Annotated in this window: 11 protein-coding genes; 7 read left to right on the top strand and 4 right to left on the bottom strand. The window is 42.6% G+C overall.

Annotation, left to right across the window (positions count from 1 at the left end; all coding sequences use genetic code 11):
• Positions 1 to 32 precede the first annotated feature (32 nt).
• The 3 genes from ACZ5XY_RS09540 (at position 33) to ACZ5XY_RS09530 (ending at position 2,924) form a co-directional block, all read left to right on the top strand.
• Positions 33 to 1,055, top strand: coding sequence for an ABC transporter substrate-binding protein (locus ACZ5XY_RS09540; protein ID WP_464741108.1), 1,023 nt, complete (start codon positions 33 to 35; stop codon positions 1,053 to 1,055).
• A 144-nt stretch (positions 1,056 to 1,199) separates the two neighbouring features.
• Positions 1,200 to 2,102 (top strand): ABC transporter permease, encoded by a 903-nt coding sequence (locus ACZ5XY_RS09535; protein WP_464741106.1) that lies wholly within the window; start codon positions 1,200 to 1,202, stop codon positions 2,100 to 2,102.
• Between the two features lie 24 nt (positions 2,103 to 2,126).
• Entirely contained in the window at positions 2,127 to 2,924 is a 798-nt protein-coding gene (locus ACZ5XY_RS09530) for an ABC transporter ATP-binding protein (protein ID WP_464741104.1), read from the top strand.
• A 24-nt stretch (positions 2,925 to 2,948) separates the two neighbouring features.
• Here ACZ5XY_RS09530 and ACZ5XY_RS09525 read toward each other — a convergent pair whose 3' ends face one another.
• The gene (locus tag ACZ5XY_RS09525; protein WP_464743853.1) at positions 2,949 to 3,089 is read right to left on the bottom strand and encodes a LuxR C-terminal-related transcriptional regulator; all 141 of its coding nucleotides are present in this window, start codon (positions 3,087 to 3,089) and stop codon (positions 2,949 to 2,951) included.
• A 124-nt stretch (positions 3,090 to 3,213) separates the two neighbouring features.
• Between ACZ5XY_RS09525 and ACZ5XY_RS09520 the strand changes: the two genes are divergently transcribed.
• Positions 3,214 to 4,188 carry a c-type cytochrome gene (locus tag ACZ5XY_RS09520; protein WP_464741102.1) on the top strand — a complete coding sequence of 325 codons (975 nt, stop codon included), beginning with the start codon at positions 3,214 to 3,216 and terminating at the stop codon, positions 4,186 to 4,188.
• Positions 4,178 to 5,116, top strand: coding sequence for a c-type cytochrome (locus ACZ5XY_RS09515; protein ID WP_464741100.1), 939 nt, complete (start codon positions 4,178 to 4,180; stop codon positions 5,114 to 5,116). Before ACZ5XY_RS09520 ends, ACZ5XY_RS09515 begins: the two co-directional genes overlap by 11 nt.
• Positions 5,117 to 5,190: 74 nt before the next feature.
• On the opposite strand, the gene ACZ5XY_RS09510 is transcribed toward ACZ5XY_RS09515, so the two are convergent.
• Complete coding sequence (locus ACZ5XY_RS09510; protein WP_464741098.1) at positions 5,191 to 9,888, bottom strand: hypothetical protein; 4,698 nt, start codon at positions 9,886 to 9,888, stop codon at positions 5,191 to 5,193.
• Between the two features lie 596 nt (positions 9,889 to 10,484).
• Here ACZ5XY_RS09510 and ACZ5XY_RS09505 point away from each other — a divergent pair.
• On the top strand, positions 10,485 to 10,823 hold the full coding sequence (locus ACZ5XY_RS09505; RefSeq protein WP_464741096.1) for an IS630 transposase-related protein: 339 nt from the start codon (positions 10,485 to 10,487) through the stop codon (positions 10,821 to 10,823).
• Positions 10,810 to 11,334 (top strand): IS630 family transposase, encoded by a 525-nt coding sequence (locus tag ACZ5XY_RS09500; RefSeq protein ID WP_464741094.1) that lies wholly within the window; start codon positions 10,810 to 10,812, stop codon positions 11,332 to 11,334. The genes ACZ5XY_RS09505 and ACZ5XY_RS09500 overlap by 14 nt, the downstream gene beginning before the upstream one ends.
• 539 nt (positions 11,335 to 11,873) lie before the next feature.
• On the opposite strand, the gene ACZ5XY_RS09495 is transcribed toward ACZ5XY_RS09500, so the two are convergent.
• Together ACZ5XY_RS09495 and ACZ5XY_RS09490 are read right to left on the bottom strand one after the other, a co-directional pair.
• Entirely contained in the window at positions 11,874 to 12,533 is a 660-nt protein-coding gene (locus ACZ5XY_RS09495; RefSeq protein WP_464741092.1) for a hypothetical protein, read from the bottom strand.
• A gap of 128 nt (positions 12,534 to 12,661) precedes the next feature.
• On the bottom strand, positions 12,662 to 13,855 hold the full coding sequence (locus ACZ5XY_RS09490; RefSeq protein ID WP_464741090.1) for an MFS transporter: 1,194 nt from the start codon (positions 13,853 to 13,855) through the stop codon (positions 12,662 to 12,664).
• Positions 13,856 to 13,931: the final 76 nt, after the last annotated feature.

Below are 13,931 nucleotides of genomic sequence, written 5' to 3'. Positions count from 1 at the left end.
AAATGATACGGACTCAATCAGGAGTGACTGTTATGTTTTACCAAAACCGATTTGCCAAAGCGTTATTGTGCGGCGGACTTTGCAGTGTGATGATTGCCGGTTGCAGCCAGCCTAGCGATACCGCAAGCGAAGGCGGCGACAAAGCTACCGCCTCAAACAGCGCCACCAAAACGGTTGCCATTACCGCCATTGTTGAGCATCCCGCGCTTGATGACGTTCGCCGCGGCGTGATTGAGGAGCTTGCAGAAGCTGGCTTTAAAGAAGGCGACAACTTAAAGGTTAACTTTCAAAGCGCTCAAGGCAATACCGCAACGGCAGGGCAAATTGCCAAGCAGTTTGTCGCGGACAACCCAGACGTGATTGTTGCCATTGCTACCCCATCAGCGCAGTCGGTAGCTGCGGCAACGAGCAGCATTCCTTTGGTATTTTCAGCGGTCACCGACCCTGTTGAAGCCAAACTTGTTCCTAAGCTTGATGGTTCAGGAACGAACGTAACGGGCGCGTCCGATGCCCTGCCCTACGAGCCGCAAATTGAGCTGATGCGCCAAATCATCCCTGATTTAAAAAACGTCGGCTACGTTTATAGCCCTGGGGAGGTGAACTCAACGATTATTTTAAAAAACCTAAAGCAAAAATTAACCCCGCTTGGCATTAACGTTCATGAAGCGCCCGCCCAGCGCAGCAATGATATTGCCATGGCAGCGCGAAGCCTTGAGGGCAAAGTAGATATGATTTACACCTCAACGGACAATAACGTGGTGTCCGCTTACGAGTCGTTATTCCAAATTGCTAAAGAAAGCAAAATCCCATTGATTGCGTCTGATACCAGTTCGGTTGAGCGCGGCGCGGTGGCAGCGCTTGGGGTGAATTATTATGATTTGGGTCGCGAAACCGGCAAAATCGTCACCAAAATTTTAAATGGTGAAAAAGCAGGGTCAATTCCGGTTTATACCCCGCAAAAGCTTGACTTGTACGTCAGCCCAAGCAATGCCAAAGCTGAAGGTATTACATTACCACAAGCGGTTATCGATAAAGCCAAAGAAGTGGTAAAATAACGCGATTTTACTGTTAACCGTCACGGCTGCTGAGTGAGGCACCATGTTTTGGTTTATTCTAACTGCAGATTGCTTAATCTGTTAAATTTTCCCCCAAGCGCTGACATTGACGTCAGCCGCTTGGTTTTGGCTTATTGATTTCTTATGTCTTTGATTGCTTTTTTTGGGGCGCTTGAAAGCGGGCTGATTTACGGCTTGGTGGCTTTGGGCGTTCTTATCTCGTTTCGAACCCTTGATTTTCCTGACTTGACCGCTGACGGTAGCTTTCCGCTTGGCGGCGCGGTGGCAGGGATTTCAATTATTGCAGGCGTCAACCCTTGGCTTGCCTGCCTTTTTGGCATGATTGCCGGTTCTGCTGCCGGCATTGTCACCGCTTGGCTTCACGTTAAATTGGGAATTTTACAATTGCTTGCCAGTATTTTGGTGATGGTGGCGCTGTATTCAGTTAACTTGCGAATCATGGGCGCACCAAACTTACCGCTGCTTGGTGAGCAAACCGTCTTTAGCAGCTTTGTCACCGACAGTAACGGCTATTGGATGCGCTGCTTGGTGATTGGCGTGGTGGTGATTTTAGCCAAATTGTTTTTGGATTGGTTTTATAATACCGAAACTGGGCTGTCGATGCGCGCGACCGGCTCAAACCTACGGATGGCGCAAGCTCAAGGGATTAACACCTCAAAGATGACCATCGTTGGCATGGCAATTTCCAATGGTTTAATTGCCCTTGCCGGAGCGCTTTTTGTACAGACCCAAGGCGGCGCGGACATCTCCATTGGTATCGGAACGATTGTTATTGGTCTTGCAGCGGTCATTATTGGTGAAACCATTATTCCGGCTAAGCGCATTTGGCTCATTACCCTTGCCGTCATTATCGGGGCGATGCTTTATAAACTGTTTATTCAAGTTGCCCTATCAAGTAGCGCCCTGCGCAGCATTGGCTTTGGACCGCAAGATTTAAACCTCATCACCGCGCTGCTGGTCGTGTTGGCACTCGTATTACCTAAAGCCAAGAGTAAAGTGTTAAGCCGCCGGTCGCGAGCATCATAACCACCAATACAAGGAATCATCATTATGATGCAAGCAAAAGATTTGCGCTTAACCTTTAATCCCGGAACGCCGATTGAAAATCCGGCACTTCGCGGGATTAATCTCAACATTGCTGATGGCGAATTTGTCACCGTCATTGGCACCAACGGCGCAGGAAAATCCACCTTTTTAAATGCGGTCAGTGGAACCACGCAAGTTGATAGCGGCTCCATCTTGCTCAATGGCATTGATGTCACCAAAAAGTCAGCGCATCAGCGCGCGCATTGGGTGGCTCGCGTGTTTCAAGACCCGATGGCAGGGACTTGCGAGGCGCTAACCATTGAAGAAAACATGGCGCTTGCCTTTAAGCGCGGCGGCAAACGCGGTCTTAATTTTGCCTTAAATCAAAACAACCGAGAACTGTTTCGTGAAAAGCTGTCGGTGTTAAAGCTTGGTCTTGAAAACCGCTTGAGCGATCGAATGGGCTTATTGTCCGGCGGTCAGCGCCAAGCGGTCAGCTTACTGATGGCATCTTTGCAGCCGTCCAAAATCTTGCTGCTTGATGAACATACCGCTGCCCTTGACCCAAAAACGGCGGCGTTTGTGCTTGAGCTGACCGACAAAATCGTCAATGATAATAAGTTAACCACCATGATGGTCACCCACTCCATGCAGCAAGCGCTGGCTCACGGCAGCCGAACCGTGATGCTGCATCAAGGTCAAGTTGTTTTGGATGTAGCCGGTGAAAAGCGCCGCGGAATGAGTGTTCATGACCTGCTTGATATGTTTGAGCAAACGCGCGGCGAAAAAGTTGAGGATGATAGCCTGATTTTAAGCCAGTAGGTTTTAAACCGATAATTTTAATCTTTAAACAAGCTTGCTTTGCGATTCTAGCATGGCAAGCTTTTGAATCAACTCACTCACGTGCTGCGACTGCATTTTTTTCATGACCTGAGCGCGATGAACTTCCACCGTCCGGATAGAAACGTCCAAACGGTCGGCAATGATTTTGTTCAGATTGCCCTGAAGTAGCTCATTGGCGACCTGCTTTTCTTTATCTGTAAGTTGCTCGTAAAGCTTTTGAATGTAATAAATTTTGGTTCGCTCTTGCGTTAACGCTTGGGCGCGGTCAATGGCAGCGCTTTATGCTTACTTTATGAGCGGCGTTGAGCCGGTCAATGAACCGAATAAAAAAAGCGAGCTGCCACCTGTTCTCAATTGGCGCTGGCCGTTGGCATACTGGCAGGCACTGTTTTCGCTCAAGCGTGAGTTTATTCCAGAATCGAGCGATAACGTGCTGGCTCGCGGTCAATATTTGGTCGAAGGTCCCAGTCACTGCGGCTCATGCCATACTGAACGTGGAATTGGCTTTCAAGAAGTTGCCCTTACTAATGCCGATTCCAAAGACTACCTAAGCGGCGCGGTCATTGACGGTTGGCGCGCAAAAAGCATCCGCGGCGAGCATCGCGGTCTTGCCACATGGTTGATTGACGACTTAAACCTATTTTTTAAAACCGGTCGCACCGATACCACCGCCGCCTTTGGGGCAATGGCGGAAGTCGTTGAAAACAGCACTCAATATATGACCGACGATGACATTCATGCGATGTCCTCTTATTTAAAAACGCTAAGCCCTGCACCAAATAAAGAAGTCAAATTGCCTGAGAAAAAAGACACCACCACCGAAAAACTGCTTGCCGGAAAATACGACTCTCGCGGCGCGCTGCTTTATGTGGAATACTGCACCGTTTGTCACCGCGTTGATGGCAAAGGCGTTCCGCGAATTTTCCCTGCCCTTGATGGCAACAGCGCCGTTTATGCCCGAAATGCAGACTCCGTGCTACAAATCACCTTAAGCGGCGGTCGCATGCCCGAAACACCGCACGACCGGATGACCTTTACCATGCCTGCCGATGAGGACATTGCTAAGGTCGTTAACTACGTTCGCAACAGTTGGACGAACCAAGCGCCAAATATTGACGTTAACGATGTGGTTAAAATGCGCGCGTTTTTAAATAAAAAGCCCAAAACAGCAACCGACATTGCGCCGGATTTGACCGTTAGCAACCACACAAAAAACGCAAAAGGAGCAAATCATGAAAAATAATTTGAATTTGTTGCCCAAAGCTGCCCTTGTCACTGCCATTTTAGCCTCAGGGATTGTCGGTTGTAGCAGCCCTGAACCTGCCGCTCACAGTGGTGTAGAATATAAGCTGGTCAATGCTGACGGCAATGATTTGGTTACCGCAGAGGATGCGAATAAAGATATCGGCACCTATATCATCCCGCAAGATACCGCGATTTTAGAGGAGCCAAACGCCGACGACATCATTTACGGCAAACGCCTGCTTAACGAGACGCGCCGGCTACTGCCCGAAAACGTGGGTGCAAGCATGAACTGTAACAGCTGTCATATCGCCGAGGGCAAAATTCCTTTAGGTGACCCGTACATTAACAGCTATAACTTTTACCCACGCGTAATGCCACGCGCTGGTCGCGAGATTGACTTAACCGACCGCGTCAACGGCTGTTTTCAGCGCTCCATGAACGGCAAACCGCTGGATCGTGAATCGCCCGAAATGAAAGCCATCTTGGCCTATATGAAATGGCTTGCCCAAAATACACCCAAAGCGCAAAAAGTTGACATCGAAAACGCAGGCAAGATTGATGAATCGCTCGTCCCCGACCCCGTTCGCGGTGAGCAAATCTATCATGCCCAGTGCGCCACTTGTCACGGCGACAATGGTGAGGGCATGAAAGACAGCCGCGGCGATATTATCTTTCCGCCGCTTTGGGGCGATGAGTCGTTTAACATTGGCGCAGGGCTTGCGCGAACTTATAAAGCCGCTGCCTTTGTCAAATACAATATGCCAATGGGAACCCAAACTAAAGGGCTTTGGGGTCATTGCAACGTGCTCAGCGACCAAGATGCGGTTGATGTGGCGCACTTTTTTACCCATCAGCCGCGACCGGACTTTGCTAAAAAGGTCAACGACTGGCCAAACGGCAAAAAACCCAAAGACGCTTGGTACTGATAACTTTATTGTTTGACAATAAAATCCTTCATAGCAATGAAGGATTTTTACTATAGCCACGTCTACTTGCCGCACTAAAACGCGACGCTCAACTCAGCACCATGCTCAATGTGAGTCAAAACAACGCCATCACCCGTCAAATTAAGCCTCAAAGGCAAATAGCTAAATTCAAAGCCGTTTTCATGTTGTACAAACCCCCAATCACTTTGTAATCGCTGCTCAGCAAGATACAATGAACAGCGCTCACCTGTAGTACCATCTTCAATATTTAAGCGCTGATGTAAGCGATTAACAAAGATACGCCAGTTGAAAAAATGTAATTCTGTCGTGGCTTTATAGCTAAGTCGCTTACTGCTCGTTACTGATACCTTACTACAAGCTGTCTTTAAAACGGTGTCTTCTACCTCAATCAGCGATTGATTATAGCTTTCAGCATCAGGCGTTGTTGGTTCATTTTCGTTGTTTGATAGAACCTCTTGACCCGCTTTAGACTCATCAGCCAAGGTCGATGCTATACTTTGTTCAAAGCCATCTGTATCAGCTAGCGCTTGCGGTTCTTGGCTAACAGTTTCTTGCCGAGTTTCCTGCTCTCGCTTTTGTTGTTCCAGTTTTTTCTGATTTAATTGCTCTTGTTCTAATCGCTCCTGCTCCAATCGTTCTTGTTCAAGTTTAGCAGCTGCACTTTGTTTGGCTATCAACGCTTGTTTTATTTTTTCTTGCTGCTCGGCAAGCTGTTGCGACTCTAGCGCCTGACGCTTTGCTTCTGCTTCTTTTTGTTTCACAGCTTCGCGCTGCTGTTTTTCAAGGCACTGAATTTCGCGATGCTCCTTTTGAGTTAACGCCAAAATCGATTTGATGACCTCCTCCGTTGATTTTAGAGGTGGCAAAACTTGCACGTCTTCAGTTAACTTAACTTTTTTCAGCAGCTTTTCAAAATGCTTTTCAAGTTTACCAATACTAGCCGTCAAGTCCTCACTTGAGTGCAAATCGTCAGTTTCGTTACTATCGCTAACATTTAAACCATCGGCAAGCAGCTGTTTGGCACGATTGAGTAAAACATAAAGCCGCTCTATGGCAAATATGGTTAACTTTTTATCGCTACTAAAATTAGCGACATTGCTATAAAAAGACAGCGCATCGGCAAGGTTGTCACTCTTTTCTAGCAAATACGCGAGGCTACGCATGGCGGCAAAGTCTATATTCCAAGCGATGTCATCAATACCCTCGCCCGATTTAACGGACAAGATTTGTCGAATCAAATCAAAAATCCGTTTAATATGTGGCTGCTGCTGATAACGCTCAAAGTCAGCCGCTGTCATTGCGCTATAAATCTTAGAATTCAAATTTAACGCGTATAAAATATCGACCACCTCGTCTTGAGGTTTAGGCAGTTTGTTGCGCATCACTGTTTTTTGCATAGCTTTAGGACCACGCCCTATCTTTTTTGTAGTAAATGCTTGGGAGAGTTTAGTGAGCATCTCCTCCCCATCTTGAACCGGTAAATAGTGCTCAAGCCGCTCAATCACCACTGCCCAATCGCCGGTCAAACACGCCTGAACCGTTTTTAAACGTTGTAACCGCGTCATAAAATTGTCTGAGGCGTCAGATTGACAATAATCAAAAATTCTGTCTAAAATTTCTTGATTATGGACTTGCGGCAATAACGTAAGCAGTACCGGCTCAAGCTCATCTTCCTCAAACAAATACGGTAGGATTTTTTCCCAATAGCTCAGTTGTAGCTCATTTAAGTCATTCGCGGTTAATACGTTCATCAAGTCACCCAATCGCTTCAATTTTAATAAAATAATAGTTTGTTCTTGCCAGCTTTTCGTATTTTGCAACGTCAATTCATAATAGACTTTTGGCAAGGTAATGTTGGCGTCATGGCGCTCAACCTGCTGCCATAAGGCAAGTGCTTTTTGCGTTTCCTGCTGCTGATAATGGCTCATGGCTAAGATATGACTAGGAATCGAAATTCCTAAATCACGAAGCTTATAAAGCTGTTTGCTAATCAGCGACCACTGCGCCTCTAAATCATCGACTAGCAGCAAAGCCAATATTTGCGCAAAAGCACTTTGCCAAAAATCCTGATAAACCGGCAAATTATACTGTTTGGCATATTGATTGGTCGCGATGATAAACGCATTGGCAAAGCTTGTGTCAAGACTTACGCCTTCAATAAGTCGCAGCGCCATTAGATTATTTTTTGCAGCTTTGGGCATAAATTCATGGTAATCAAGAATAACTTTTGATTGCTGCTGCTGCCACAAATAATCAAACGTCAACTGCTTTTGGTTTTCAGTTAACAAATGCTCAAAATAATCTGCATAATCGGTGCTTAATTCACAGCCCTTAAGTAATAAATAAAAATACTTTGGATACTGCAAGCGCTGATAATAGTACTGAGCGACAGCAAAAATTTGCTCAATATCTTGATCGTCAAGCGCCTGCTGCTCAAGCTTGGCAAGCTGTTGCCGCTCTTGCAAAAAGTTTGGGTTAATATCCTGTAGAGTTGCCTGTCGAATGAAATCGCTGTCTAAAACTGAACAAAACAAACTTTGCCAAAGCGGCAGCTCATGGCAATGTCCTAAAATAAATATCCGCTTTAGTCCTTGCTGCATCGCCTGTCTTAAGCTATCGAGTTGGGCGCTTAGCTGATAGCGCTGCTTAAAACTTAAAAAGCCAAAGCTGTCCTTTTTATCCTTAAAGTAGATAAAATCTTGATGGACAAAATTCATCAAAGCAATGCTATGCTGCTTGATAGGTAATGTCGCCAAACTATATCGCGGAATATCTATTTGCGAAGTATGAGTAAAATCAAACCAATGACCGATATATTTAGACTGTTTGAGCAGATTGGCGTCATCTTTAGCCTCACTATTGACGATTAACGGTACATTTTGGCTCAGTAGCAACGCTTGCGTCAGCTCATCATCTTGCGCATCGACAAATAAAACTTCGGTATCTACCAAAAGCGTATCTTGGCTGATACTGTCAGCAAACTTAATCAAATTTGTCTTACTGCGCTGAGATTGCACGGCATAATGACTTTGGCTCACAAAATCAGCAATATAGTTGATTCTCTGCGCGGTAAAAGTTTCACCTTCAGTTTGGTACTGATAAAGCCGGTGCAGTAAAGTATTGAGCTCATCTTGCCAATTAAACAGCTGATAAGGGATATTTGCTTGACTGTTTCCCATAAAAACAATCGGCGCGGCAGGCAACAGTTTTGGCTTATCCCACCAAGCACTACACCGCATAAGCACTTGATAAGCTAAATGAGTCTGGTTTTCGGCGTTATCAACCAATATCGCGGCATAACGCTGTGAAAAATCCGCGTTGGTATTCACCGCGCTTAAGGCATCTTGATAATCCCAAAATTCGCCTTCCGTTAAAGGCTGATACCACGCCTGCCAAACCTCCTCATAAATCTGCTGATACAACTCAAAGGAAAGCCCGCTATAACTGTTAAGCCTATCACTAAAAGTCCGACCCTCACCCAAAAGCCCATGCTCGCCTTTAATTAAGTGCTGAATGACAAACCATGCCAAATCTACAGGAATATGACTTAACTGCTGATTTTTGATAAATGGCACTTTTTTCCATAATTTGCCAAATTGATACCGGTCAATAAATTTATCCTCATCAAAAACGTTAATCGATAAGGGATTAAACGTCTTTAATAAATCCATCATATCCATGCAGCAGCGATTGATTTTTTGATACAAACTGTCTAGATTTAGATGACTTACTGGATTTAGCGACTGCTGATAGCGGATATAATGAAAAATCGCCGTTTTTAATGCGTGTTTTTCATGCGTCTCACATAGCAGCAGCACAGGCAAAATGCCATAACTTTCATCGATTGGCTGCAACAAATAATGAGCGGTCAACACAGCAAGTAAACTGGTTTTCCCATGATTTTCGGAGCTATTGACCAGCAAGGGAAAGCTGTCGTTATTTAAAAAAATAGTGTCGCAAACCGTTTGCTGAAACTCGTTTAGATATAACGGCAATCTCTGCTGCTGATATTGCAACCAAGCTGTTTTTTCAAGCAAACTATCAATAGGTAAATAGCGCGAAAAAGGGTCAAAGCTACAATCGCTATTTTGGCTCAAGAGCAACTGTAAGGGCTGAAATTGCAACTCATTACCGGCAACGCTAAATGACTGGAGTTGTTGAGATTCTAAACCGCGTCCGATATGCTCGAAAACCTGCTCTAGCTGCGCGTCATCTAGTAACGCTCGCACCCCAAAAATCCAAGAGCTCTGTTCTTGATAATACTCTTCTGACGTTTGAGGCTTGTTAAGCAAAAATTGGTTAACTTTAGCCTGCATCAAATAATTCAGGCTGTCGTTATGAGTGAGGGTTTTGCTAGTTAATAAAGGTTCAGACTTTTGGTCAGTGAGGATACTTTTTACATACTGGAAAATTTCGTTATCTAGACACTGCTGATTATAAAAAAAATCCCCGTTTTGGTCAGCTTGATGAAACAATGTTTTGTAATCACTACTGCTGCGGATAAATATTCGAAAAAATACAATGACTGGATGGCTTTGATTTTGGTAATTAACCTCCGTCATTTTTACCACTAAGCGATAGCGATAGCCAATGCCTTTTCGCACATAATAAGGGTGTTGAAAGCGCCCAAACAACTCAAAAAATTTTTGTAAATCTCCTGATTTTACCCAATCCGCTAATTCCTGTATTTTTTGTTCAACTCGATAATCCTTGGCTTCTTGCTGGCATTGCTTAGAAATAAAAACGTGCATGGTAGCTCAATATCGCAATAAAAATCTGAAAGCTTCTTTTAAATAAAGATTATATATTGCTCTGATACTAAGTCCACAATATTTTACTAAATTTTAACTTCCTCAACTTCTAGCAGTAGTTAACGCTAAACTTAAAATCTTTTATTAAGGTTTCATCATAAAAAACCCTCAAGCAAATCATTACTTGAGGTCAAAAATTTTGCACTTAATTAAAAGCTCACTAAGTTTTAAATATGGCGCAGCGGACGGGACTCGAACCCGCGACCCCCTGCATAACAGGCTGGGCAGACATATTTTATTGATGCATCTTAAATTTTTTAACCTACGAAGCCTTACATGTAAAGGGGTAAAGGATAATATACTAAATGACATTTAGCGTAATTTAAAGTTATTTAATGAGCTAAATATTCTGATTTTGGTCACTAATGAAGTATAAAAATTATGCATTTATCAGTATATATTTTATACTATTTATTCTAAATAGCGATATCTAAAAGAGCTTCAATATACTTTTACTCCCACAAAAATTGTATTATAGCCAAATCACCCTAAAAATGTTATAAAATAAAACATCTTAACTAACACCTCAATGAATCATGACCTATTCCTTAGACTTTCGCAAACAAGTGCTTAAAAGCTTAGATAAAGGCATGACCTTTGCTGAAGCTGCCGTATTTTATGACATCAGCCCGACCACCATTCAAAAGTGGAAGAAGCGGCTTCACAGTAAAACCACTCGCAATGTCACCGCGCGAAAGATACCCGATGATGCGTTGCGTAAAGACGTTGAAGACTATCCCGACAGCTATCATTACGAACGTGCTGCCCGCTTGAACTGCAGTGCCTCAGGGATTTGTGAGGCATTAAAGCGCTTGGGAATCAGCAAAAAAAAAGACCTTAGAACACCCAAACGCTTGCCCGATGAAAAGAGCTGAGTTTGAAGCCAAGCTTCAGTGCTTCAAACAGCAAGGCTTTCCCATCGTTTATATGGACGAAAGTGGCTTTGAGCATGAAACGATAAGACCATATGGTTATGCACCGATAGGTAAGCCCTGTATCGACAGCGACAATTGGCAAGGCAAAAAACGTACCAACGTCATCGGAGCTTTATATCAAAAGGCCTTGTTTGCGCTAGAATTCATTGAAAAGAACGTCAATTGGCGGGTGATTTATGACTGGTGCAAGTACAAACTGATTCCAAGCCTTAAAACCAAATGTGTGATTGTTATGGATAACGCCTCCTTTCACAAAAACCGTCGCATTGCCAAACTGCTCAACCGTCATGGTCATCGTATCCTTTGGCTGCCGCCTTACAGTCCTGACTTAAATCTTATCGAAAACAAGTGGGCTCAAGTAAAATTCTTAAGACAAGGTTGGATAGAAAATGACTTATCAAAGCTGTTTTATGACATTCATCCAAACCATAACTCTTTTAAAGTGAACTGACTATATATCGCTCTCTTAACTCGTGCTGTTCTCAATATTTTTAGTTCCTATACTGCCATGGTTTCTTTTAAGTCTTGTAGATTTAGCTTCATCAATAGTGGTAATCGTACCAGCTATAAAATTGGTTTTGCCGCTGATTATGAGATTAAGCTCATTGTTTTCTGTAAAGATGATGGATCACTGACATGGCGTTTTATAGTGAGTCTTACAGTCATTGAGCGATAAACTTAAGCTTTCACCAACTGGATTAATATCCACAGTAAAGCCTATTTCGTTTGCTATCATATGACTGGTATTCTTTGATGGCTCTATATTAACGTTGCACCTGATAGTGTTTAGCAAGCTGGCCAAAGCTCAACGTTGACCAGCTGTCATATTTTTGATTTAGATATGAATACAATCTCGGATAAATATGATAATAGTTCTAGCAGACTGTCATAATTTACTAAGGTAGTCTATTTTATATGATCAGCTCTGCCGTCAATCTCGTAGCTTTAAACTTAAAGTATTTTAATTATACTGCTTGACGATTAATAGCCTTATGAGTGTTTAGAAAGCCACTGATCATGCAGCCACTTCTCAGTTTTTCTTTTGCCGGGAAAGTTGATCCATTCTATATCTCGTTCAAATATATAAGCTTGTTTTTCATGATTAACAATCACCCAAAACCATAAGCCGTCATTTAGGTTGCGACATTTTACTTTCATTCCTGTTATCACAACTTCCTTAGTCACATTACCTGTTTTCAGATATATGTTCTCATCATGAGGTTTTACCCAATGAACTTCCATATTGTCTAATAAATCAGGCGCATACATTTTTAAAAAATTGAGTGCTACTTGTTTAGACTCATCTTTACTTGGTAGTCTATTGCTATCAGAGACTTTTTCACTCAAGTTAACAAAGCCTTTAAGCGTACCATCTTTATCCAAAACATAGCTAAAGTGCTCGCCCATTAATCCGTATTCTGAGTTAGTTTTAGGCTGATATCTAAATAGTGTAACCGGCTCACCATTCACAATAACTTCTTGTTGATTAACTAAAGAATACCCATTTGGTACTGGTACAGTAGAATTATTTTTATAAGTCATATTTTGCTCCGTAATAACTGATCTTTCTGGTTTGAGAACTTTTTGACTGGCTGTCACTTCTTGACAGCCGCTTATAAATAACACCAAGATTACGACTATAATTTTCATACTATCGCCTTGAGATTACTAAATTTAGAAGCCTCTTAAACAATATATAAGAAGCAGTCCTTCTTTTCTGCTGTGCAGTTTTATTAAAATTATCGGCTACGACTATTGTGATATTCATCTGATTTTCCTTATGTATTCCTAATTAATTTATTAGGAGTAATGCTCAAAACGGCCACAACAAACATAATGATTGAAAGTATTAAAAAAGAACCTTTTGCGCCACTACTTTGGATGAGTCCTGATAGCCAAGGTCCTAAGCTTGCTCCAATGAAAAGAAAAAAAGTATATAAAGAGATAGCCATTCCTTTTGATGCAATAGGTGAAGTGCTACTAACCCAGCCAATCAGCCCTGGAACGCTAATACCTACCCCCAGTGCATATACAACCGTTGTGGCTAGTAAAATTTTATAATTAGCATTAGCTCCTATTAAAGCTGTTAATAGCAAACCTATAAATGCTATAAATAATCCGCCAGATACAACTTTTTTTGGACCATAGCGTCCTATAAAACGAGGCAAAAAGAGCGGCGCTAGAAACGCTGGAATAGCTACCTCGCGGACGCCTATTTGACTAACGCCATGCTGTAGTAACCATGAGCCATGGTTAAAATCAAGGCTAATGTAAAAAGCAACGAATACCATAAGTAGAAAAAATGAGGGTATATAAGCTTTTAAGAGCGAAAAGTTTTTTAAAAGAGGTCCTATCGATTTATATACGTACCAAAACGAAGAGTTTTTTACAGTTTTATGTTTTTCATTATCAGTATTAAGTATAGAAAAAGCGGTAACAATGTATATGAAAAGCAAAGGTATTAAAGATTGAGCAAACCCCCACTGTCGAGCCACAGAACCACCATAGATTTGACCTAATAAAGCAGCGGACAAAAAGGCTGTACTCATACAGGCTATTGCCCAAGTTTTTTGTTTTGGCGTCCCTCTTTCAGCTAAAAATGCTAAAGCTACTGGTGGAAAACTTGCTGCAGCAAATCCTTGGATAGCTCGTAGAATAAGAAACGTTGTACTTTCCTTTACTAATAAAAATCCTAGAGAGGCAATACCCACCAAAACAAGCCCAAAAATCATAACTCGCCGTCTGCCAAGTAAATCTGAGAGGGGACCAAATACTAAAAAACCGCTGGCATAAGCCATGCCGAATATACTTAAGGCATAACCTTCCATAGAATTTGGTAGATTATAAATATGAGCCAGTTGAGTAAGAATTGGAATTGGAATATAAAGTAGAGAAACAATAGCTAAGGCACAAAGTGTCATTTGAGCTGTTAACCAATTAGAATGTGTAGTTTCAAGCAATGCTGTACTCATTTATATATTATTCCAAAATATCGTGTACTGTTATGTAGCTAGCTACATATTTATATAAAAGTAGTCTAGTGTAACC

The sequence above is a fragment of the Psychrobacter sp. GTC18467 genome, from assembly GCF_055397455.1.
Note: the sequence above shows the minus strand (reverse complement) of the source record. Positions and strands in the feature narration are given on the sequence as shown.